Below are 22,945 nucleotides of genomic sequence, written 5' to 3'. Positions count from 1 at the left end.
TTGTCGAAAAATGTCGAAAGTTTCTTCTCCGAAAAAGTGGGAATAATAGTATAATAATGAACAGAATTTAGCTTGAGAGGAGGATGGTAAATGTCTGATTCCATCTTAAAAAAATTAGAATCTACAAGAGAAATGATGATCCGTTCTGGAATTGAACATGGTTTTTCAAATATCGAAACCATCCGCTTGAGTAAAAAGCTAGATCATTTATTAAATATTTATCAACTTCAGAATGTCGACAAGATGAATGATTATAATTTTACAATGGAAAATGTTAAGCATTAGGGAAAATTCCTAGTGCTCTTTTTTATTTTCAGTGAATTTTCTAATTATTTAAAAGAATAGGTTTAAAATTATGCTAAAAGGAAATAATAATTATGAACACAGCAACAATCTCATTTCCCCCTTTCTTTGGCAGGTGCTAATGCATCTGTCTTTTTTTTGTGAGTATATAATAGAAGACATACAATTCGGAAAATTATCTGATACAATAAAAAGTATATATATAAATAATGGAGGAAATTTTGATGGCTGAACAATGGAATATTGGATTTGTAGGTACAGGGGTAATGGGTTCTAGCATTATTAAGCGCTTTTTGCATGCAGGACATATTGTAAATGTTTATACAAGAACAAAGGAAAAAGCTTTACCACTTGTTGAATTAGGAGCAAATTGGTTTCAGACGGCTGGGGAAGTAGCTAGTCAATCAAATATTGTTTTCACGATGGTTGGTTACCCGCAAGATGTTGAAGAAGTATATTTCGATGAAAGTGGAATATTTAGAAATGGACAAGCAGGTTTAATCGTCGTTGATATGACGACTTCCCAGCCAACTTTAGCGAAAAAAATTGCTGATCATGCGAAATCACTACATATGGAGGCTTTAGACGCTCCTGTTTCAGGCGGTGATATCGGTGCACAAAATGGAACGCTTTCGATTATGGTGGGTGGAGAACGCGAAGTATTTAATAAAATTACACCGCTATTTAATCTGATTGGAACGAATATTATTTATCAAGGAAAGGCCGGTGCAGGTCAACATACAAAAATGTGCAATCAAATAGCGATTGCAACAAATATGATTGGTGTATGTGAAGCAATTACTTATGGTAAAAAGGCAGGTCTTGATATTGAAGATGTCTTGGTTTCTATTTCTTCAGGAGCAGCTGGTTCGTGGTCATTAAGTAATTTAGCACCTCGTATAGTGAAGGAGGATTTAGCTCCTGGATTTTATATAAAGCATTTTATAAAAGATATGAAGATTGCTTTACAAGAGGCAGAGCTAATGCAATTAGATTTACCTGGTCTCTCACTTGCAAAGAAAATGTATGATGAAATAGCTAGTAAAGGTTATGAGGATAATGGTACACAAGCATTGATTCACTATTATAAATAACACTGGTCCAAAAACCGCTCTGTGAATTTTTCACAGTAGCGGTTTTTAATTATTAATATCAATAATTCTATCAACATATATATGAAGAAATAATTAAAATATGACATTGTTCGATTATTTGGGTAGGAAACTCGACAATTGAATGTAAGGTTTTTGTAAATTTATTTTGAAATACAGGACATTCTTCTTTCAATATGGAATAGTTATAAAGATGGGGGTTGATATGATGAATGTAGGGTCTCAGAAATCCATATTAAGAGGTCCATGGGGAATATATTTATCGTTACCTATATTGTCTTGGGCATTTTATGATTTTGCGAATACTATTTTTTCATCCAATATTAATACGGTATTTTTCCCGTTTTATATGGATGAAATACTTGGAACAAATGAAGTAAAGCAACAAGTTGCCAGTACTTTTATCTCCTATGCAAATGCTATAGCGAGCCTTTTCTTAGTAATATTCTCACCGCTTTTTGGAGTATGGATTGATAATACTGGGCTCAAAAAAAGGTTTATCGTATGGTTTTCATCGATTTCCATAATCTTCACTTTTATGATGGGGATATTTAGTTACTGGCAGACAGAAATTACATTTGGTGGAGTACCTATGAGTCTATTTTTAGTTGTTGTAAGTTTTGTTATAGCAAAGTTCTTCTTTAATTCTAGCTTAGTATTTTATGATGCAATGATGCCAGATTTAGGAACGAAAGAAGAGATGCCTCTTATATCTGGGTATGGAGTAGCGGTTGGTTATTTTGGTACGATTGTTGGCTTGCTAGTTTATCCATTTGTAAGTGATGGAGATTTCCATCGTGCATTCATTCCTACAGCGGTATTATATTTGATTTTTTCATTACCATTATTTTTTATTAACAAAGATAAACCAATTCCTAAGGAACAACGGAAAGTTAATTCTTTCTTATCTGGCTATAAAGAAATAATAAAAACATTTAAAGAGATGCGTGCTTATAAAGCTATTTTCACTTTTATGATTGCTTATTTCTTTTTAAATGATGCAATTGCAACCACCATTGCGATGATGGCTGTCTATGCAACTGCAATTGTAGGTTTTTCCTCCGGGCAATTTATCATTCTCTACTTAGTATCTACTGTATCCACTATTGTTGGTTCACTAGTATTTGGATACATTACTAAAAATGTTGGTGCTAAGAGAGCGATAACTTATGTAGCATTGTTAATGATTGTATCCCTTGTGATCGCGGTATTTGCATTAAAGCAATGGATGTTCTGGATTGCGGGAAGTATGTTTGGCGTTTCTCTAGGGTCCATGTGGGTAACATCTCGAACATATATTATCGAACTTAGCCCAAAAGAAAAACAAGGGCAGTTCTTTGGATTATTCGCTTTTTCTGGGAAGGTATCATCAATTATAGGTCCTGCTATTTATGGAACGGTGACGTTGTTACTAAAGGACTATGGAACTCTTGCTAGCCGTATAGCTTTGTCAACTTTGATTGTGTTAACTATAATTGGCCTGATCATTCACATAAGAGTTCGCCCGAATGTCACTAAATCCGTATAGGAGTAATGGCCCTTGTATGTTACAATTGAAATAAAGAAAAGTGTGACTCAAGGAGGCTTACCTAATGGCAGAAAGTCAGGGTATTTTACTAGAAAGTGGAACAAATGAACTTGAAATTGTTGAGTTTGAAGTAGGTTCCAATAAATTTGGTATTAATGTTATTAAAGTAAAAGAAATTATACAACCAATTCCAGTTACATTTATACCTCATGCTCATCCACATGTTGAAGGAATAATTCAATTACGTGGAGAAGTATTACCAGTTGTAGATATGAAAAAAGTTTTAGGATTATCTGGTGTTTTTAATGAGCAACAAAAATATATTGTTGCAGAATTTAATCGACAACGCGTTGTCTTCCATGTTGATAATGTAACTATGATTCATCGTATTTCATGGAATCAAATAGAAAAGCCTACTGATATGTACCAGGGTGGTGGTTCGCAAGTCATCGGAGTGATTAAACAAGATGATTTAATGCTGCTACTATTGGACTTTGAGAAAATTATGGTAGATATTAACCCTGATTCGGGTATTAGTGTAGAGTCTGTAAAAAAACTAGGTGATCGTAATCGTTCAGAGAAGAAAATTGTTATAGCGGAGGATTCACCTTTACTACGCAAATTATTGCACGATACTATGCATGAAGCAGGTTATATGAATATAGAATTCTTCGAGAATGGGAAAGACGCCTTAGATTATTTATTGGCTTTAGCAGACAAAGAAAATGATGTTTCGAAGGTTGTGCAATTAGTCGTAACAGACATTGAGATGCCACAAATGGATGGTCATCATTTAACAAAACAAATTAAAACCCATCCCGTATTGTCAAAATTACCTGTTATTATCTTCTCTAGTTTAATAACAGATGATTTAAGACATAAAGGAGATCAAGTCGGGGCTGAAGATCAAATCAGTAAACCAGAGATTGCCGAGCTCATCTTAAAAATAGATCAGTATATCTTATAAGTATATGAATGCAAAAAACCGGATACCTTAATAAATGAGGAATCCGGTTTTATAATTATTAGAGCATCTAATGTCCGTAGAAATAACTTGTATTATTAATTATAGGCTTCTTTTTGGGATTTGAACTACTACCCGTTCCTTTTTTTACTATTTGTTGGGTTTTTATTCCTAAATAGTCTTTTAATACATTTCTAGCTGTGTTTAAGCTCATTTTACGTTGGGGGTTACGATAGCTGTCATCAAGATGTCCTAGATGGGGTAATGAAGCAAAGTCATCTTTTTTCGGTAGAGTATGGAAATAGTAATCTGCGCATTGAATGAGTACTGATGATTGTTGCTTACTAAAACGAGGATTTTTTACAAAATGTAAACCAATTTTTTTCGCTCTACTGTCAAGAATCATTTTCTCAAGTGCAAGGCGTTTCAGCTCGTAAAGAGGTTTGTTGTCTGGTGCAGTTTTTGCGTGTCTATTTACAGTATAAATAGCAGTAGCTAGTTGTTCATCACAATATTCTCTTTGCATAAAATACCGCCTTTCTACTTAAGTTAATGTCTGTAATTGATTGTGTTTAGAAGAAAATTCAGAGCATTCAATTTATAATATACATTATAATACCAATATTACTCTCCGTTGTATAGAGAGACAAGAAAAATTCTAAGGATGTGCCCCAAATGACTTATTTTAAAACAGCTATTATAGATATCGGCTCAAATACAATCCGACTTGTACTTTATACGTATGATCCGCTAAGAGGCTTAAAGGAAGTAGAAAATATTAAATCGGTAGCCCGTCTGAGAAATTATTTACAAGTAGATAATGTAATGTCTGAAGAAGGTGTACAGGAACTTGAACAAGTATTGCTTTTCTTTAAAGACATTTTAAATGATTATCACATAGTAGATCTAAGAGCCATTGCAACTGCTGCAATTCGTCAAGCACAAAATAGTTCCGAAATTATTGAGCGTATGTGGAACAATACAGGGATAAAGATAGAGTTATTATCAGGTGAGCAGGAGGCGTATTTTGGCTATTTTGCTGTTACCCATACATTAGAAACACCATCAGCTATAACAATCGATATTGGGGGTGGTAGTACTGAGTTAACCTATTTTAAAGATAAAGAACTGCAGTGTTCTCATAGTTTTCCGTTTGGATCCGTGTCCTTAAAGCAACAATTTATCCAAGGTGACACAATGACAAATGAGGATGGCGAAAAGATTTATGAATTTGCAAAAAGTAACTTTGAGACATTGCTATGGCTAAAAGATGCTCAGTTGCCTGTTATCGGTATTGGAGGAAGTGCTCGTAACATGGCAAAGCTAGATCAACGTAAAAAGGATTATCCTATTTCAGGTATCCACCAATATGAGATGACGAAAGAGGACTTCACAAATATTAGCCGCGAAGTAACATCTTTGACATACGAAGAATTAAAACAACTTGATGGACTTTCAAGTGATCGTGCAGATATTATTACACCTGTGATTATAGTATTTCAAGCGTTGATGGATATTGTGGGTAGTGAAACATTTCAATTTAGTAGAAAAGGATTACGTGAAGGTCTGGTAATTGATCGCATACTAAAGGACAATCCTACAGCTTTTAACAAATACAATGTTTTTGAGAGGAGTACAAAATTTTTAGCTGCAGAATTTGATAAACCTTTAGAAAAGACGGCTCATTTTGTACAACTGACGGGAATTGCTTATTTTGAAGTTTGTAAAATAGGGGCATTTTTGTATAATGCAGAAGATTTACATATGTTGAAGCAAGCCGCTAGATTGTTTCATATAGGCGAGTACATTGAAGTTGATGCAGCTAGTCAACATACATTCTACTTGCTGTCCAATCGCTCAATTGATGGGATAAACCATGGTCAGCGTGTTCGTTTAGCGTTAATTGCTTCTTACAAGAACAAGGATGATTTCAGCCGTTATTCGGAACCATTTATGGAGTGGTTTTCGAAGGATGAGTTTAAAAAAATGCGTGATATCGGAGCGTTACTTAAATTTGTCTATGCATTAGATGCCTCGAAACGAAATATTGTCGAATCGATTGCTATGGAACAATCGGGCGATAATGTAAAACTAAAGATTTTCACAAAAGGTAATGCTATGGCAGAAATGTATCAAGCCAACCGCCAAAAGAAGCATTTAAATCGAATTTTTAAAGGGGAAGTAACACTACACTTTATAGAAAAGGAAGGGTAAACAATGGAATTAGTCCAAGTTAAGCATACAGAAATTACAAAACCAGAATACTACAACAATCGTGAGTTAAGTTGGCTAGCATTCAATGAACGCGTGTTACAGGAAGCAGAGGATGCACAAAATCCATTACTTGAGAGATTGAAATTTTTGGCGATATTCAGTTCAAATTTGGATGAGTTTTTCATGGTACGTGTAGCAGGGTTACAAGATCAGGTGAAAGCTGGATTTCATAAACCGGAGAATAAATCAGGTTTAACACCAAAGGAACAATTAGCTCGGATTTCTGAGAAAACTCAAGCACTTGTTTCAAGACAAACAGCAATTTATAAAGAATTAATGAAAAAACTATTACCAAAAGAGAATGTTCATACGCGTAAAATAGTAGAGCTAAATGAAGAACAGACTAATTTTATCAATGAATATTTCGAAGAGACAATATTTCCAGTGTTAACACCTGTAGCAGTTGATGCGTATCGCCCTTTTCCAACATTAATCAGTAAAACTTTAAATATGATAATACTTTTAGAACAAGACAATGTAGAGCCAGAGTTTTGTGAAAAAGTAGCAGTTGTCCAAGTACCATCTGTTTTAGAACGTTTCATTCAAGTACCATCTAAAGGGAATGAAATCTCAGTGGTACTTCTTGAAGATATAATTAGTGCTAATATTAATAAATTGTTTTATGGTTATCATGTTAAATCTGTACAATCTTTCCGACTAACACGTAATGCAGATTTAACTATTCATGAAGAAGGTGCACGTGATTTACTTTTAGAAATTGAAAAAGAATTGAAAAAGCGTAAATGGGGTGCCCTTACTCGACTAGAAGTTCGTACAGGAGAAATGGATAAAGGAGTACTTCAATTTCTGCTGAACGAATTAGAAGATTGGGAAGCGGAAGTGTATAGTGTAGATTGCCCTTTAGATTTAACATTTCTGTTTTCATTTGTAAAACTTGTAGGTGAAGGCAGAGAGCATTTAGAATATGAAAGTTTCATTCCTCAGCCACCTCAAGATTTAAGGTCGGATGAAAATATCTTTGAGAAAGCGTTAACTCAGGATATCTTCTTTAATCATCCATATGAATCTTTTACTCCTATCGTGGAATTTGTTACGGAAGCTGCGAATGATCCCAGTGTTTTAGCCATTAAGCAAACATTATATCGTGTCAGTGGCAATTCACCAGTAATTCAAGCATTAAAGCTCGCTGCTGAAAATGGAAAGCAAGTAACAGTTCTAGTGGAGTTAAAAGCACGATTTGATGAAGAAAACAATGTACACTGGGCAAAGGAATTAGAACAATCAGGTTGTCTAGTTATTTATGGTATGCATAATTTAAAAACACATTCAAAAATCACGCTAGTTGTGAGAAGAAAACAAAGCAAGATTGAGCGTTTTGTCCATTTAGGAACAGGAAATTACAACGATGCAACAGCGAAAATTTATACGGATATGGGTATTATAACGACGAAAAAGAAATTTGGAATTGATGCGACGAACTTCTTTAATTTTCTAAGTGGATATACGGAGAAGCCAAACTTCCATCACATTGTGGTGTCACCTAATGATATTAGAGTTGAATTTATCAAATTAATTGATGACGAAATCAATTATCATTTGAAGTATGGTAAAGGACATATCCGAGCGAAAATGAATTCATTAACCGATAAAGAACTGATTATGAAAATGTATGAAGCTTCAATTGCGGGAGTAAAAGTAGATTTAATTATCCGTGGGATATGTTGTTTACGCCCGGGTATCAAAGGGATTAGTGAAAATATTACAGTGATAAGCATTGTTGGGCGTTTTCTTGAACACGCACGTATATATTGGTTCCATCATAATGGAGAAAATAAATTATACTTATCTTCAGCAGATATGATGACAAGAAATATGATTAAACGTGTAGAAATACTATTCCCAATTTTTGATACTGAAATAAAAAAACGTATTATGAAATCTATTAAGACTCAGTTCCGTGATAATGTTAAGGCACGCATTCAAGATGAGAATGGTGTTTACTATTATAACGAGAAAAAAGATGGAGATAAATGTATAAACAGTCAGGAAATCTTCTTAAAAGAAGCATACCGTGTCCTAATAGATGAAGAATAATGCATTATATTCTATAAACGAAGACTTTTGTTAATATGACGATAGTCTTCTTCCCTTAGTTGAAATATCCTTTTTTAAAATCCAATATAGATAATATGCCAATAGATATAAAAGAATAAATAAAATTGTATTCAATCGAATAAAAATCAATTATGATAATACATAGTAGACTACTTCTGTTAATGGAGGCATTATATGTATAATTCATCATTGAGTCCTCAACAATTTCTAGATTTTATACAAAAGTTTTCAAGGTTGTATCCTGAATCCATGACAATGTTAATAGAGCAAGATTCAAACAATCAATATTGGATTACATACGTAAATGAATCGTTCAAAACTTTTTTTGAACATACATTTGAACATAAAGTGCTTGCATCATCATTTTTTACACTTCAAATGGGAACTAATCTAGAAGATTTCCTATTACAAAAAGGTGAAGTGATAGAACCATATAATAAGCAGATCACAATAAGGAAGAAAACGATACTACATACCTTTAATGTTGGTGTGATTGCAGATACAACGACACAACACAAAGTAATTTATTTGTCATTTACTAAAGTGATTAGTAATGAAATGTATTGTTCGCTAATGGATCACAATTTAGATCCTGTCATTACGATTAATCAAAGTGGGCAAATTATAAATAGTAATAGAGCTGCAACTTCTATATTTGGATATAAACAAGATGCTTTAATAAAACTGCCTTATTTAGAACTTGTATCCAAGCGAGATAAGTTAAAACTGTTGAAATTGATAGAGCAAACACTCGAGCAAAAGCAACCTATAGAATTAAACGAATGTAGTATTAAAAATGTCGAGGGTAGAACAATAGTGGTATACGTAAAAAGTATCCCAATTATTGATAATAATGAAGTAAAAGAAATACAACTTATATTGCGCGATATATCAAGGCATAGTGAATCTGGTAAGACTGTTTTTTACTTGTCATATCACGATCAATTAACAGGCATTTGGAATAAACACGCATTACAGGAGCATTTTAAAGAAGAAGAAAGAATTGCCAAGTGTCGGGGTAATCAGATGGCGATAATTCTTTTAGATTTGGATCGGTTTAAAAAGATCAACGACTCTATCGGCTTCAATAAAGGAGATGAGTTGTTAAAGAAAGTTGTGCAAAGACTCTCTACTCTGTCAGATGCTAATAGCCAAATCTATAGACAAAATGGTGATGATTTTATCTTTCTTTTACAACAATCAGATGTCAATAATACGGAAAACTTTGCTGAAAAGGTATTAGCACTATTCAAAAAGCCTTTTTGTATAGATGAGCTAGAATTGAATATTTCAGGTTCTATCGGTGGTGTTATGTACCCATCAGATGGAGTGGAATTTGATGTGTTACTAAAGAAGGCAGATCAAGCACTAAGGTACGTAAAAGAGAGAGGACCCTCAACATTTCGTTTTTATCATAGCAAAATGCTTGACACTTCTAATAATGGGGCAGTAATGGAATCTCATCTTAGACGTGCGATTGAAAAAAACGAATTATCAATACATTATCAACCCCAAGTGGATCTAGATACTGGGAAAATAAATAGTTTTGAAGCATTACTAAGATGGAATAATCCAAAGTTTGGTTTAGTGCCTCCAAGTGTATTCATTCCCATTGCAGAAGACTCTGGGCTCATTTTAGAGATAGGCGATTGGGTTCTAAATCAAGTATGTATTCAGTTAAAAGAATGGCAAATTAAAGGATTTATAGATGTTCGAATTGCGGTTAATATTTCATCCAAGCAATTTAAACAAGAAGCTTTCGCTAATGCTATTAGAAAATATATTTACAAATATGAATTAAACCCGCAATCTTTAGAACTTGAAATTACCGAAAGTTCAATGACAAATATCCATGAAACTCTTACAATTTTAGAAGAACTAAAGAAAATGGGTGTAATTATTTCTATTGATGATTTTGGGACAGGATATTCTTCTCTTAGCTATTTGAAAAGATACCCAATTGATATTATAAAAATCGATCAGTCTTTCATTAAGGAAATTGAACAAGATGAAAAAGATGAAGCAATAGCAAAAACAATTATTCATCTTGCACATAGTTTAGGTATGAAAGTAATTGCTGAAGGTGTCGAGAAAAAAGATCATGTAGAAATCTTAAAAGAAGTAAATTGTGAAAAGGCACAAGGTTACTATTTTAGCAGACCAGTGCCGATTGAAAGTATTACCGAAATGTATTTTTGTTAGACATAATAAATGCAAACCTTAATGAGCTAACAACCATTAAGGTTTTTATTTTTATTCCGAAATAAAGACAGCAATTCCGAAGTATGGTAAAATTATGAATGAATATTCATTCAAAGGGGGAATCGTAATTGTTAAAGGGGAAAACAATTATTATCACAGGCGGTTCAAATGGAATGGGGAAATACATGGCAAAGACGTTTGTAGAAGAAGGTGCAAACGTTGTCATTACAGGTCGTGATTTAGAGCGTCTAAAAAACGCAAAGGATGAAATTTCAAGAGACGGGAACAATATTGCCATCTTCCAAATGGATGTAAGGCAACCTGAGCATGTTACAGGAATGTTAAAGTTTGCAGTAGATACCTTTGGGCAAGTAGACGGCCTGGTAAATAATGCTGCAGGAAACTTTATCGTTCGTGCTGAGGATTTATCACCTAATGGATGGAAATCTGTTATTGATATCGTATTAAATGGCACATTTTATTGTTCAAAAGAAGTAGGAAAGTATTGGATGGATAACAAAATAAAAGGTTCCATTCTTAATATGGTCGCAACATATGCGTGGGATGCTGGTCCAGGAGTTGCTCATTCAGCAGCAGCAAAAGCTGGCGTATTATCTTTAACTAGAACACTTGCGGTTGAATGGGGAAGACAGTATGGTATCAGAATTAATGCAATTGCTCCTGGGCCGATTGAAAGAACTGGCGGAGCTGATAAGTTATGGCAATCTGAAGAAGCAGCGAAGCGTACATTACAGTCAGTGCCACTTGGTCGATTAGGAAAACCGGAAGAAATTGCTGATTTAGCAACGTTTATGATGTCAGATAAGGCATCTTACATGAATGGGGAAGTTGTCACCCTTGATGGTGGACAACACTTAAATCAGTATCCATTCTAGGGACTAAAATAGCAAATTAATGCACATACTTAGCGAAACAAGTAAGAAGGAAGTGACGCTATGGATACGTGGACTTGGCCATTAATGGGAGTAATATTAATTATTTGCGGTATCGGGTATGCTTATACGAGACGCATTGCGAAAATGGAGCAACAAGCTGTTCATAATAATGATCAACCGATTAGTCAAGCTGTTAAAGATAATCCAACGATGCTTAATCCAATTATTTGGGTATATGGCCTAGCTTTTGTTTTTGTTTTCATTGTAATTTTTTACAATATCGTGAAATACCAATGGATATAAAGATGTGAAGAGGGATATTTAGTATTCCCTCTTCACATCTTTTTATTAGTGTAGTTGTATTAATATACAATTTTGCGGATTTATATTATGTTGTATTAAAAATTTATTTGTAGAAATGGAAATTTTATGAGGGACTGTGATATGATTAATAAGTATTTTGCTGTTCTAAAACGAGGAACAGAAAAAGGAGTAGAATACTATGATGTCCTTAAATAGCAGAGAGTTCCTTGAAATGCCAATTACTGATTTTATCATTTCTTCTGAGAAAGTTGCACATGTTCAAATGGGGAATAATGCAGAGCACGCCTTGCTTGTCCTAACGAAAACTGGCTATTCGTCTATACCTGTGCTTGATGCAAAATACCGTCTGCATGGCATGCTAAGCATGCGTATGATCACAGAACCAATTTTGGGAATGGAACATATAGAGTATGAGAGATTAACAGATATTAAAGTAGATGAAATAATGGATAAGAAAGTGGCTACATTAAACATTGGGGATAATTTCCAAAGAGCGTTAGACCTTGTAATTAATCATGCATTTTTATGCGTAATTGATGATGAAGGTACCTTTATGGGGATTATGACACGTCGTGTAATATTAAAACAGCTAAAAAAACACATCTATCAATTCAATTCTTAATATGACAAAATGAAAGAAGGTCGCCATTAATGGGGCCTTCTTTATTTATAATAAATGATTTAAGCCATATATGGACGAACAGGAGGTTACTTTTCGATGACAACAACAGAAGCTCAAATTGTAAAAGTATTGTCTGAGGAAGGCAATATGAGAAAAGCAGCTGAACGTTTATTTTTATCCCAACCTGCACTTTCTCAACGTTTACAATCCATTGAAAAAGATTGGGGAGCACAGTTGTTTTTACGCTCTCAAAAAGGATTAACACCTACACCAGCAGGGGAGTTAGTCATACAATATGCGATTGATACAATTTCAAAAAAAGAAGAAATTTATGAAATGATTCAGTCGTTGAATTCGAAAGTACACGGAACATTGAAAATAGCATGTGCATCGATTGTAGGGCATACTTGGTTACCGAAAGTATTGAAAGATTTCATGACACAATATCCCGAGGCTAAAATTTCACTGATCACAGGTTGGAGCTCAGAAATTGTTAAATCTCTCTATGAAGGAGAGGCGCATGTAGGTATAGTGCGTGGACATACAGATTGGAAAGGCTCGAAGATTCACTTGTTCCGTGATACGTTGTACTTAGTTGATAAAGAAATTAAAGAGATTGATGAAGTTTTCGAAACAGATCGTCCATTTATTCAATTTAAAAGTGATTCTAATTACTATCAGGAAATACAACAATGGTGGCAACGTCATTTTAAGTCTAATCCTCGTCGGCAAATTACGGTAGATCAAATTGAGACTTGCAAACAAATGGCATTGAACGGAATTGGATACGCTATTTTACCTTCTATTACATTAAGTGGGCATGAGGATGTTAATACGATCCCCCTGACGAATAATGAAGAGGAGTTTGAGTTAACACGCGATACATGGCTTATTGGTTATGAATCTTCTTTTGAATTGCGCCAAGTAGCAGCATTTGTAGACCTTGTGAAAAAACACGCAGAATGTCTTTATGATTATTCGAATAGTGCAGAAGAAAAGAAATGACAACACTATTATTTTTCGTGTACAATTAGTCCATATTTTCAGAATAGTAGGAGGACGTAACCAATGCAGAAATTAGACGCGCAAGAAATTATTGCTTATTTAGCTAATGCAAAAAAAGCAACACCAGTGAAAGTTTATGTAAAAGGTGAAAAAGTAGCAGAGCTTTCATTTGGTGAGGGAAGTAAAGTTTTTGGTGAAGGTAATTCAGCTGTTGTATTTGGCGAATGGGCAGAAATTGAAAAAGCTTTAGTAGCTAACGAAGCACAAATTGCCGATTTTGTTGTTGAACATGATCGAAGAAATTCTGCGGTACCAACTCTTGACTTAAAAGGTATCAACTCTCGTATTGAGCCTGGCGCTATTATCCGTGATCTAGTTACTATAGGAGATAATTGTGTCATTATGATGGGGAGTGTCATTAATATTGGAGCTGAAATTGGCGATCGTACAATGATTGATATGAATGTTGTATTAGGCGGGCGTGCAATGGTAGGAAAAGATTGTCACATTGGAGCAGGAGCTGTGTTAGCGGGTGTAATCGAGCCACCTTCCGCATCTCCAGTTATTATTGAAGATAGAGTAATGATTGGTGCTAATGCAGTTGTTTTAGAAGGCTGTAGGGTAGGAGAAGGTGCTGTAGTTGCAGCAGGAGCAGTCGTTACTAAAGATGTGCCACCGTATACAGTAGTTGCAGGGATGCCAGCAAAAGTCATTAAAGAAATTGATGAGAAAACAAAATCAAAAACTGAAATTATGCAAGATCTTCGTAAATTATAAGCAGGTGTATAAGATGAAAAGTTTACTGGAAATTAGACGAGAGCTACATAAAATTCCGGAAGTTGGTTTTAAGGAAGAAAAAACTCAAAAGTATTTACTCACGATCATTGAAAAATTGTGGAAACCATATATTCAAATTGACGTTTGGCGAACGGGTATTATTGTGACGATTAATGGCTCAAATCCACAGTTGAAAATTGGTTGGCGAACGGATATTGACGGTCTACCGGTTTCAGAAAATACAGGATTGGCTTATTCTTCAGAGCATCAAGGTTTTATGCATGCTTGTGGCCATGACTTCCATATGACTATCGCATTAGGGTTAGTACAGGCCTTTTCAGAAAATCAACCAGAAAACACTGTAATTATATACTTCCAACCAGCTGAAGAAGGTCCAGGTGGTGCAAAGCCTATGCTTGAATGGCTACAAAGAGAAAGACTTGATTTAGTACCTGATACTATTTTCGCCTTACATATCGCTCCTGAATATCCTGTGGGGACTATCGCAACTAGACCAGGTATGCTATTTGCAAATACCTCTGAGCTTTTTATCGATTTAAAGGGAGTAGGTGGACATGCGGCATATCCTCATAATACGAGAGATATGACAGTAGCAGCTGCTAATCTAATGATTCAACTTCAAACAATCGTCAGTCGGAATATAAATCCTTTAGATAGCGCTGTAGTAACGATAGGTAAGATGACTTCGGGTACTGTTCAGAATATAATTGCTGAAGATGCACGGCTAGAGGGTACAATTCGAACGATGTCGGCAGAATCGATGAAGTTGATTAAAAAGCGTATAGAAGCACTTTGTAGAGCGACTGAAATAGCATATGAATGTAAAGTAAGTATTGATTATGGTTCATCTTATTATCAAGTGGAAAATGATGAGCACTGTGCGTATGATTTACTACGCTTTGCCGAGCAGTTTCCTGGGGTTGTAGCTTATGAATGCCCACCAGCAATGACTGGCGAAGATTTTGGATTCTTTTTAAAAGACTTACCAGGTGCTATGTTCTGGACAGGAGCAAATACGCCATATGGTCTTCATCATTCTGCTATACAACCAGATGAAGAATTAGTTAATGTTAATATACAATTTGTAGAACAATTTTTACGTTCATTTACTGTTTATAAATAATAAAAACCTATAGTGTAATTTTGCACTATAGGTTTTTTGCGTATTAAAAGATCATTTTAAATAATAAGAAATATTTTCCTTGTTTTGTAAAAATATATATTTTTGTTATCTATGCAACCAAATTACTAAAAAAACGTATTAATTTAAAAGAAGAAAGAGGGGGGAATTTCCATTGCGAAGTAGGTTATTACTATTGGTCTCATGTTTTTTATTAATATTTAGTTTTTTACCAGGTATTCAAATGGAAGCATTTGCGGCACCAAAGCTTGATGTGAAGACATCAGTTGGATTTGCAAATAAAGGAAAATATAACAGAGGATTACCTCTTACAATAACAGTCAAGAATACAGGAACAGCATTTTCTGGCGATATCGTTATTGACTCAATGCAGGACTATAATACTGGTAGTGGTATCGCTATCCCTGTAGAAATTGGAGAAAATGAAACGAAGTCGATAGAAGTAGCATTCGAACAGTTTTCTGATGCTTACATTGGGAATGGATCAAATCAACAAATGATTCATTTTTATGAAGGTGGTTGGAAAAAGGGGAAATCTATTGAGTACACTGGTAAAGCAAATATCAATCCACAACTACTTGAAGCCGATATTCCAATTGTTTTCACATTAACAAGTAATGCGGATCGGTTATTAGGCTTCACTAAACTCGGCAAAAATAATGCAACTAGAATGGAAGTAATAGATGTTGCACAGTTAACTAACTTCACAATACCATCAAAAGCAGCGTCTTGGTCAGCGGGGGATGTACTTGTCATTGACGAATATAAATTAGCTGACTTATCAGAAGAACAACAACAAGCCATTATTGAATGGGTGAAAAATGGTGGTAAAGCAATTATCGGAGCTTCTATTAACGTAGATGCCGAAGTTGGTTTATTGAAAGAATATTTGCCGTTGACTTTAGGCGAAGAGCGAACAGTATCTAAAGAGACACTCAGAAAGTTAACAAAAGGCGGTAATTTTAAAGAAAACGTAACAGCTTACGAAGCCAAATTAAATGAAAATGCAGAAATGGTATTAGAAGCAAATCAATCTCCGCTTGTTGCTACACTTGCTGTTGGTAAGGGGGAGGTTATTCAAACGGCCTTTTCTCTAGGAAATGCTCCTTTGGCAAAAGAAGATGATTACACAAAACTTCTTGAAAAAATAGTTCCTTTGAAAGTTAATAACCAGTCGCTACAATCAACAATAAGTCAAATGAATTGGGAATTAGTCAGTCAAAATGAGATTTTTCCATCATTCCAAGTCTCTGCTATTTTATTACTAGTGATTGTTGTTATATATATATTCATTTTAGGACCAGTACTCTATTTCTTACTAAAAAATAAAGATAAACGAGAACATGCATGGTGGATTATTCCCGTATTAGCAATTGTCACTTCATTGTTCATCTTTTGGTACGGGGCAAAAGATCGTCTATTAAATCCGCAAATTCAGCAAACTGCTGTATTTAAAGTTAATGGGGATAATAGCTTATCAGGTATCTATGCATCAGCATTGTTATCAAATCGCAGTGGTGATTTTGAATTTACGGCACCAAAAGATACATCAATGACTATGTCTACTACATATTCAGGTTTCAAAAGCTTAAATGATGTACATCAAAAGGCGGTGTTGGAACAATATGCCGACCATCAATCCTTGACGATTCGAAATAGCCGGTATTGGGCTGTAAATAGCTTGGTTGGTCATACGCAAATTAAAGATATTGGTCGTTTAGATATCCAGTTAGACGTAGAAAATGGGGCTGTGAAAGGTACAGTTAAAAATAACTTCCCATTTAAAATTAAGGATGTTTCAATTTGGTCAGGTGTAAAGTGGTTGGAACTAGGTGATATTGAACCAGATGAGACATTAAAAGTAACTCAAACAATTAATGGGTCTATATTATTACCGCCTATGCAAATGGGCATGGTAGGAGTAGAACCAGCAAAAAATAAAAAAGAGCTTATAAAAAATCGACAGCAGAGTGCTCAAAACTTAGCTTATCAAATGTTAGTTGATAATGATCAACCAGCCATTGTGGCATGGGTAGATGAAGCGCTGTTACCAATTGAATTAAAAACGCAAAAAGCTGAGAGATCTTCATTGAATTTAATTGTCCAAAATTTTAATCCCAAAACAAATTTATCTGGTGAATTCGTATTACCTGCAAACGCAATGACTAAGGAGATTAATTCAACGATGGGCGGGTACGTTGAACAAACCTTTGAGGATAATAATTCTTGGTATCTTGATGATGGCGAATATGATGTGAATTGGACAATACCTGATTCCATTTTAGATAAGAAAGTGAAATGGACAGAATTACAACTAGCCAATACCGATATGCAAACTTTAACAATCAATTTATATAATGTGAAAAAAGATAAGTTTGAAGAAGTATCCGATGCAAGATCTATAGTAGATAAAGACGTATCGCAATATATTTCAAAAGATGGTCAAGTTGTTTATAAATTAATAAAGAATGTAGGGAAATATAATGATCCGAGGACTGTGTTACCAGAATTGCAATTGAAAGGAGAGGTCCAAGAATGATAGAAATTAAAGGGTTAACAAAAAAATACGGTTCTTTTTATGCTTTACAAGGACTGGATCTCTCAATTGGTGAAGGTACAGTATTTGGTTTTGTTGGAGCAAATGGGGCGGGTAAGTCAACGACATTCTCTATTTTGTCAACATTGCTGCAACCAACAGCTGGTGATGCATGGATTAATGGTAAAAGTGTAACGAAACAATCTGAGGAGATTCGTAAACTAATTGGATATATGCCGGATTTCTTTGGTGTCTATGACCAATTGAAGGCAGATGAATATTTAGATTTCTTTGGTTCAAGTTATGGTATTCCAGCAGCGGAGCGTGAGAAGTTAATTCCACAACTATTAGAACTAGTCAATTTAACACATAAACGTTATGAATATGTAGATGTACTATCACGCGGTATGAAGCAGCGTCTTTGTTTAGCTAGAACACTTATTCATGATCCTAAAGTTCTTATTTTGGATGAACCGGCATCGGGTCTAGACCCCCGTGCTCGAATAGAAATGCGGGATATTTTGAAACAGCTAAAATCAATGGGTAAGACGATTTTAATTTCTTCGCATATCCTCCCTGAGCTTGCGGAGATGTGTGATGAAATTGGTGTTATTGATAATGGGAAATTAATAGCTCATGGATCAGTCGCAGCTATTCAAACACGATTACAAGGTGAAAAAGTATTGACTGTAAAGCTGAAAAATGGTTTTGAAAAAGCTATAAGTTTCTTTGAGGAAGATCCTTTTGTAACAGGAATTGAAACAGGTGAACAGCAATTAAGTTTCCGTTATCGAGGTTCAGATGAAGAGCAAATGGAACTGTTGAAAAAAGCAGTACTTGCAAATATTCCTATATTATCATTTGCGGAAGAAGAAAAAGATTTAGAAGATGTCTTTATGGCTATTACGAAGGGAGTGGATGAAGAATGAGATCGTTGTTCACTAATCCAGTGCTTATAAAAGAACTTAAGCTAAGATTCCGCGCCTTTAAAAGCTTTTCAGGCATCATGTTTTATTTACTAGCACTTAGCATATTTGTCTTTGGTTTCATTTTTGTATCAATGGAGTTTAATTTAAGTGGTTTTATTAATTCGCAAGAAAGCGTACTTTTATTTAGTTTGTTGACCTTTGTCCAACTAGCTTTAACATTGTTCATTACGCCGGGTATGACAGCCGGTTCAATTAGTTCTGAACGTGAAAAACAAACGTTAAATATTCTCCTAACGACAGCGCAATCTTCTTTCCAAATCATTTTTGGGAAAATGAGCTCATCCATCGTTTTTTTAATACTGTTATTAATTGCAGGGTTACCAATTTATAGTTTAGTGTTTTTATTTGGTGGCGTTTCACCTACACAATTACTTGTTATCTTCGCATTTTTGATTTTGACAATGCTTGCTATAGGAAGTATTGGAGTCATGTTCTCGACAATACTTAGGAAAACTATTCTCTCTATGATAGTAACGTATGGATCGATGCTATTTTTAACAGGTGTTACGGCGTTTTTCTTTTTAATCTCAGTGCAGATGAATGTTTCAAGCACAACGGGTGTGACAAGTAACCCATCAATTTTTGCTTATTTTTGGGGTACGATTAATCCAATTGCTTTAATGATGACACTCATTAGCCCTGAAATGTTGGAGAGTTTCTATGAAGTGACGAAGATTCATTTTCCAATTTGGGCAGGTTATTTAATTTTCTATTCAATTGTAACCTTTGTCTGTCTGTTTATAGCAATCAAGAGACTACGTGTTAACATGAAAAAAGCGAAATGAGGAGGGTAATCGATGAACGGTCAAAGTCGTTTAGCACACGCATTGAAAAAGGCAAAAACGAGCCTTTTTCTTGAGCATTTATTTACTAAAATTCAGTTGGGACTACTAGTCGCATTGAGTGTTAGTTTTATATTAATGATCGTTTCTCGATTCTTTGTTTTTCCTTACTATTCACAAATTGCATTCATAGTAGCTACCGTAATTTTTGTTTCTTGGGTACTTTATATTTTGTGGACGAAGCCATCAAAAGAGCATTCAATATATGCACTTGATGGCTATTTTCCTCATAATCAATTACGAGCAGTTTTTTCGGTAGACGATACATCGACGCCATTGTTTCAACATTTATTGAAACAGACAGATGAACATGCTGAAACAGCGTTACTCAAATTTAAAGCAAGAGAGAAGAAAATTCTGAACGTACCCTTCATATTAGGTAGTTTTTTAATAGCCGTTGCGATTTTCGCTCTTACTTTATTTCCAGCAACAACGCAATTAGCTGCAAAAGATGCAGAGCAAGAAAATAAGATCATTTCAGACATGAAAAAAGAAGTGAAAAAGCTTGAGAAAAAGGCAAAATCAGAAGAAGTAAAAAAAGAATTAGCGAAGCTACAGGAAAAGCTAAAAGAAACGAAAACATCTGAAGAAGCGTTGCGTGAGCTCGTGAAAAAGCAAAAGGAATTACAATTAAAAGAGCAGCAATTAATAGAGAAAAAGGAAATAGCCAAAAGCAATGAAAAGGGCAAAGGAAATGGATTATCAGAGGCGGAAATGAAAGAATTAGCCGATTTGCAAAAAGCGAATGACTTATTGATGAATAAGGCGAAGGATGCACAAACTGCGATGAGTCAACAGGGAAAGCCACTATCTCAATCCCTTCAATCGGCGTTGCAAAATCAGCAAACTAATGTTCAAAATCAAAATCAATCGGCTACTTCAAATAGCAATGCTAGTCAGAGTTCTAATCAAAATGGAAGTAGCTCACAAAATAGTAGTACATCTCAATCAAATACGCAAAGTAGTCCTAATCAGAATGGAAAAAATCAAAGTCAAGGTCAAGGTCAAGGCCAAGGCCAAGGCCAAGGCCAAGGCCAAGGCCAAGGCCAAGGTCAAGGCCAAGGTCAAGGTCAAGGCCAAGGTCAAGGCCAAGGCCAAGGTCAAGGCCAAGGTCAAGGTCAAGGCCAAGGTCAAGGTCAAGGCGATGGTTCAGGTTCAAGCACTGGTCAGGGGGCAGGAATTGGTCAAGGCAATCGTAATTTGCTAGCAATTCCAGATCGTATTGGCAGTAAATGGGAAACATCAGTAGACTCCGGTAAAATGGGTGAGGGTAGTGCTGCAGAAATTCATGAAACAGAAAAGGGCCCAGTTCACAAAGGATCAATACGACCTTATGAAGAAGTCGTTGGAAGTTATAAAGATTCGTATTTCCAAACAACAGATCGCCTGCAATTACCAAAAGAATTACAGAATATTGTTCAAAATTATTTTTCTACGATTGAAAACAAATAGAGGAGGATATCCATGTCATACACACCGGAGCAATATGTAGCGATGAGTGAAAAATTACAAGTTGTTCGAGAGGAAATTGGTCGCTTTATCGTTGGGCAGGTAGAGGCAATCGATTATACGATGTTTGCTGTTCTTGCTGATGGCCATGCTTTACTAGAAGGACTTCCAGGGTTAGGGAAAACGATGTTGATTCGAACCATTTCTGAAGTTCTTGACTTATCGTTTTCACGTATTCAATTTACGCCAGACTTAATGCCAACAGATATAACAGGTACGAGTGTTATTGAACGTTCAGTAGATGGAAATCAGCGCTTTTCTTTCCAAAAAGGGCCTATATTCAGTCAAATGGTTTTAGCCGATGAAATTAATCGTGCAACGCCAAAAACTCAAAGTGCACTACTAGAGGCAATGGGTGAAAAAACAGTAACTGTTCTTGGTGATACAAAGAAAATGGCAAAACCATTCTTTGTATTAGCTACACAAAATCCAATCGAAATGGAAGGAACTTATCCTTTACCAGAAGCGCAAATGGACCGTTTCCTTTGTAAAATACTAGTCCCTACTCCATCAAAAATAGAACTGATGGAAATCATGAAAAGAACGACAGGTTCCATTTCAATTAAACTACAAAAAATAATGAACGATACAGAAATTGTTGAAATACAAGAAATGGTGAAAGGGGTAATCATAGCTGATGATATGCTTTCTTATGCGGTAGATTTAGTTGTCGCTACGCATCCAGATAGTCCTGATACGATTGATGAAGTGAAACAGTTTATCGAGTATGGTAGTGGTCCTCGTGGATTGCAAAGTATTGTAAAACTTGCAAAAGCACGTGCACTAATTAATGGTCGCTATCATGTGTCTATTGCAGATATAAAAACTGTAGCAAAACCAGCTCTCCGCCATCGAATAATGCTCAATTACGAAGGAGAGGCTGCGGGCTTACAAGTTGACGATGTACTAAATACTTTACTTGAAAAAATGAAGCAAGGGCAAGTTGTATGATGCAATCAAATTTTTTGCTGCCAAATGAATGGGCTAGTAAAATTCGCCGGTTGTCTTTAAATACAGCTACAAAAATACGTGGACATCATAAAGGAGCGAATCGGTCACAACGATTTGGAGCATCACTAGATTTCTCTGATTTCAGAGAATATCATCCAGGTGACGATGTTCGACAATTGGATTGGAATGTCTTTGCGAGAACTGAGAAATTCTTTATTAAACGCTTTTTAGATGAGCAAGAGATGCGTGTTCATATAGTACTTGATACAACGAAATCGATGGGTGAGGAGTCAAAATGGCTATTCGCAAGACAGCTAACGACCGCTTTAGGCATTATGGTGTTAAATAAGGATGATCGATTATCATTTTCATATGTAGACAAGCCGACACCACCATTTCGTCGCAAGGGGGCAACTTATCAAAGGGCATATGAAAAGACGGTATCAGATTTATCGGAACCGTTTTTCACCGAATCTTTTGCTGAACATGCTTTACAAACTTTGCCTAAGGATGCAACGATATTGATAATTATTTCAGATGTACTTGAACCACTTGAAAAGTGGAGCGCTTTTTTAAGTAAAACGCCGAGATTTGCAAAGGATGTTCGACTTCTCCAAGTACAGTCACCTGACGAAAAATTACCAACTTACTCTGGGGATGTACGATTAGTTGATGTTGAGACTTCATCGAGTGTAAATGTATCAATGTCACAAAATGTACTTCGATCATATGAAGAGAAACAACAGGAACATCAATTAGAGCTTGAGACAATATGTAGAAAATATGGTGTACAGCATTTAACTGTGCAAGTGGTAGACGGGCTCCAACACGTTCTATTTAATCAACTAGTCAAAGCAAAATGGTTACAGTGAG

20 protein-coding genes are annotated in these 22,945 nt (G+C 35.2%); 19 read left to right on the top strand and 1 reads right to left on the bottom strand.

The window, feature by feature from the left end; genetic code table 11:
- Positions 1 to 90 precede the first annotated feature (90 nt).
- The 4 genes from BK137_RS03675 to BK137_RS03660 all read left to right on the top strand — a co-directional run bounded on the left by BK137_RS03675 (position 91) and on the right by BK137_RS03660 (position 3,910).
- On the top strand, positions 91 to 285 hold the full coding sequence (locus tag BK137_RS03675; protein WP_038183512.1) for an aspartyl-phosphate phosphatase Spo0E family protein: 195 nt from the start codon (positions 91 to 93) through the stop codon (positions 283 to 285).
- Positions 286 to 527: 242 nt separating this feature from the next.
- Complete coding sequence (locus BK137_RS03670) at positions 528 to 1,397, top strand: NAD(P)-dependent oxidoreductase (protein WP_038183514.1); 870 nt, start codon at positions 528 to 530, stop codon at positions 1,395 to 1,397.
- A 226-nt stretch (positions 1,398 to 1,623) separates the two neighbouring features.
- Positions 1,624 to 2,943: an MFS transporter gene (locus BK137_RS03665; protein ID WP_235175715.1), complete on the top strand. Its 1,320-nt coding sequence runs from the start codon at positions 1,624 to 1,626 to the stop codon at positions 2,941 to 2,943.
- Positions 2,944 to 3,007: 64 nt separating this feature from the next.
- Positions 3,008 to 3,910 (top strand): chemotaxis protein, encoded by a 903-nt coding sequence (locus BK137_RS03660; RefSeq protein ID WP_038183517.1) that lies wholly within the window; start codon positions 3,008 to 3,010, stop codon positions 3,908 to 3,910.
- Positions 3,911 to 3,977: 67 nt separating this feature from the next.
- Here BK137_RS03660 and BK137_RS03655 read toward each other — a convergent pair whose 3' ends face one another.
- Positions 3,978 to 4,433 carry a YkyB family protein gene (locus BK137_RS03655; RefSeq protein WP_038183519.1) on the bottom strand — a complete coding sequence of 152 codons (456 nt, stop codon included), beginning with the start codon at positions 4,431 to 4,433 and terminating at the stop codon, positions 3,978 to 3,980.
- 149 nt (positions 4,434 to 4,582) lie between these two features.
- Here BK137_RS03655 and BK137_RS21825 point away from each other — a divergent pair, with 149 nt between their 5' ends.
- From BK137_RS21825 to BK137_RS03580, 15 genes are all read left to right on the top strand, one after another.
- Positions 4,583 to 6,121, top strand: coding sequence for a Ppx/GppA phosphatase family protein (locus tag BK137_RS21825; protein WP_038183522.1), 1,539 nt, complete (start codon positions 4,583 to 4,585; stop codon positions 6,119 to 6,121).
- Positions 6,122 to 6,124: 3 nt separating this feature from the next.
- Entirely contained in the window at positions 6,125 to 8,236 is a 2,112-nt protein-coding gene (locus BK137_RS21820) for an RNA degradosome polyphosphate kinase (protein ID WP_038183525.1), read from the top strand.
- 195 nt (positions 8,237 to 8,431) lie between these two features.
- Positions 8,432 to 10,459: a sensor domain-containing protein gene (locus BK137_RS03640; RefSeq protein WP_051448680.1), complete on the top strand. Its 2,028-nt coding sequence runs from the start codon at positions 8,432 to 8,434 to the stop codon at positions 10,457 to 10,459.
- 128 nt (positions 10,460 to 10,587) lie between these two features.
- Positions 10,588 to 11,355: a 2,4-dienoyl-CoA reductase gene (gene fadH / locus BK137_RS03635; protein ID WP_038183527.1), complete on the top strand. Its 768-nt coding sequence runs from the start codon at positions 10,588 to 10,590 to the stop codon at positions 11,353 to 11,355.
- Between the two features lie 60 nt (positions 11,356 to 11,415).
- Positions 11,416 to 11,658 (top strand): hypothetical protein, encoded by a 243-nt coding sequence (locus tag BK137_RS03630; RefSeq protein WP_038183530.1) that lies wholly within the window; start codon positions 11,416 to 11,418, stop codon positions 11,656 to 11,658.
- 199 nt (positions 11,659 to 11,857) lie between these two features.
- Positions 11,858 to 12,301, top strand: a complete 444-nt coding sequence (cbpB, locus tag BK137_RS03625; protein WP_038183532.1) for a cyclic-di-AMP-binding protein CbpB — start codon at positions 11,858 to 11,860, stop codon at positions 12,299 to 12,301.
- 96 nt (positions 12,302 to 12,397) lie between these two features.
- Positions 12,398 to 13,306 (top strand): transcriptional regulator CcpC, encoded by a 909-nt coding sequence (locus BK137_RS03620; RefSeq protein WP_038183535.1) that lies wholly within the window; start codon positions 12,398 to 12,400, stop codon positions 13,304 to 13,306.
- Positions 13,307 to 13,369: 63 nt separating this feature from the next.
- A complete protein-coding gene (dapD, locus tag BK137_RS03615; protein WP_038183538.1) occupies positions 13,370 to 14,083 on the top strand; it encodes a 2,3,4,5-tetrahydropyridine-2,6-dicarboxylate N-acetyltransferase in 714 nt (237 codons plus the stop codon).
- Positions 14,084 to 14,096: 13 nt separating this feature from the next.
- Positions 14,097 to 15,227, top strand: a complete 1,131-nt coding sequence (locus tag BK137_RS03610) for an N-acetyldiaminopimelate deacetylase (protein ID WP_038183541.1) — start codon at positions 14,097 to 14,099, stop codon at positions 15,225 to 15,227.
- A 172-nt stretch (positions 15,228 to 15,399) separates the two neighbouring features.
- Entirely contained in the window at positions 15,400 to 17,784 is a 2,385-nt protein-coding gene (locus BK137_RS03605; protein WP_051448681.1) for a DUF7408 domain-containing protein, read from the top strand.
- Entirely contained in the window at positions 17,781 to 18,710 is a 930-nt protein-coding gene (locus tag BK137_RS03600; protein WP_038183544.1) for an ABC transporter ATP-binding protein, read from the top strand. Before BK137_RS03605 ends, BK137_RS03600 begins: the two co-directional genes overlap by 4 nt.
- Positions 18,707 to 19,555 (top strand): ABC transporter permease, encoded by an 849-nt coding sequence (locus BK137_RS03595; protein WP_038183546.1) that lies wholly within the window; start codon positions 18,707 to 18,709, stop codon positions 19,553 to 19,555. Before BK137_RS03600 ends, BK137_RS03595 begins: the two co-directional genes overlap by 4 nt.
- Positions 19,556 to 19,567: 12 nt before the next feature.
- Positions 19,568 to 21,064, top strand: coding sequence for a hypothetical protein (locus BK137_RS22185; RefSeq protein WP_038183550.1), 1,497 nt, complete (start codon positions 19,568 to 19,570; stop codon positions 21,062 to 21,064).
- A 12-nt stretch (positions 21,065 to 21,076) separates the two neighbouring features.
- On the top strand, positions 21,077 to 22,072 hold the full coding sequence (locus tag BK137_RS03585; protein WP_038183553.1) for an AAA family ATPase: 996 nt from the start codon (positions 21,077 to 21,079) through the stop codon (positions 22,070 to 22,072).
- The gene (locus BK137_RS03580; RefSeq protein WP_235175716.1) at positions 22,069 to 22,944 is read left to right on the top strand and encodes a DUF58 domain-containing protein; all 876 of its coding nucleotides are present in this window, start codon (positions 22,069 to 22,071) and stop codon (positions 22,942 to 22,944) included. Before BK137_RS03585 ends, BK137_RS03580 begins: the two co-directional genes overlap by 4 nt.
- The last annotated feature ends 1 nt before the right edge of the window (position 22,945 follow it).

The sequence above is a fragment of the Viridibacillus arenosi genome (assembly GCF_001955655.1).
In the GTDB taxonomy this organism is placed as follows: Bacteria; Bacillota; Bacilli; order Bacillales_A; family Planococcaceae; genus Viridibacillus; species Viridibacillus arenosi.
This window is presented reverse-complemented; position numbering and strand designations above follow the sequence as displayed.

Bases quoted from the DNA above. Each gene is read 5' to 3' on its own strand.
- BK137_RS03675 (WP_038183512.1), top strand. From the start codon at position 91: ATGTCTGATTCCATCTTAAAAAAATTAGAATCTACAAGAGAAATGATG.
- BK137_RS03670 (WP_038183514.1), top strand. From the start codon at position 528: ATGGCTGAACAATGGAATATTGGATTTGTAGGTACAGGGGTAATGGGT.
- BK137_RS03665 (WP_235175715.1), top strand. From the start codon at position 1,624: ATGAATGTAGGGTCTCAGAAATCCATATTAAGAGGTCCATGGGGAATA.
- BK137_RS03660 (WP_038183517.1), top strand. From the start codon at position 3,008: ATGGCAGAAAGTCAGGGTATTTTACTAGAAAGTGGAACAAATGAACTT.
- BK137_RS03655 (WP_038183519.1), bottom strand. From the start codon at position 4,433: ATGCAAAGAGAATATTGTGATGAACAACTAGCTACTGCTATTTATACT.
- BK137_RS21825 (WP_038183522.1), top strand. From the start codon at position 4,583: ATGACTTATTTTAAAACAGCTATTATAGATATCGGCTCAAATACAATC.
- BK137_RS21820 (WP_038183525.1), top strand. From the start codon at position 6,125: ATGGAATTAGTCCAAGTTAAGCATACAGAAATTACAAAACCAGAATAC.
- BK137_RS03640 (WP_051448680.1), top strand. From the start codon at position 8,432: ATGTATAATTCATCATTGAGTCCTCAACAATTTCTAGATTTTATACAA.
- BK137_RS03630 (WP_038183530.1), top strand. From the start codon at position 11,416: ATGGATACGTGGACTTGGCCATTAATGGGAGTAATATTAATTATTTGC.
- cbpB (WP_038183532.1), top strand. From the start codon at position 11,858: ATGATGTCCTTAAATAGCAGAGAGTTCCTTGAAATGCCAATTACTGAT.
- BK137_RS03620 (WP_038183535.1), top strand. From the start codon at position 12,398: ATGACAACAACAGAAGCTCAAATTGTAAAAGTATTGTCTGAGGAAGGC.
- dapD (WP_038183538.1), top strand. From the start codon at position 13,370: ATGCAGAAATTAGACGCGCAAGAAATTATTGCTTATTTAGCTAATGCA.
- BK137_RS03610 (WP_038183541.1), top strand. From the start codon at position 14,097: ATGAAAAGTTTACTGGAAATTAGACGAGAGCTACATAAAATTCCGGAA.
- BK137_RS03600 (WP_038183544.1), top strand. From the start codon at position 17,781: ATGATAGAAATTAAAGGGTTAACAAAAAAATACGGTTCTTTTTATGCT.
- BK137_RS03595 (WP_038183546.1), top strand. From the start codon at position 18,707: ATGAGATCGTTGTTCACTAATCCAGTGCTTATAAAAGAACTTAAGCTA.
- BK137_RS22185 (WP_038183550.1), top strand. From the start codon at position 19,568: ATGAACGGTCAAAGTCGTTTAGCACACGCATTGAAAAAGGCAAAAACG.
- BK137_RS03585 (WP_038183553.1), top strand. From the start codon at position 21,077: ATGTCATACACACCGGAGCAATATGTAGCGATGAGTGAAAAATTACAA.
- BK137_RS03580 (WP_235175716.1), top strand. From the start codon at position 22,069: ATGATGCAATCAAATTTTTTGCTGCCAAATGAATGGGCTAGTAAAATT.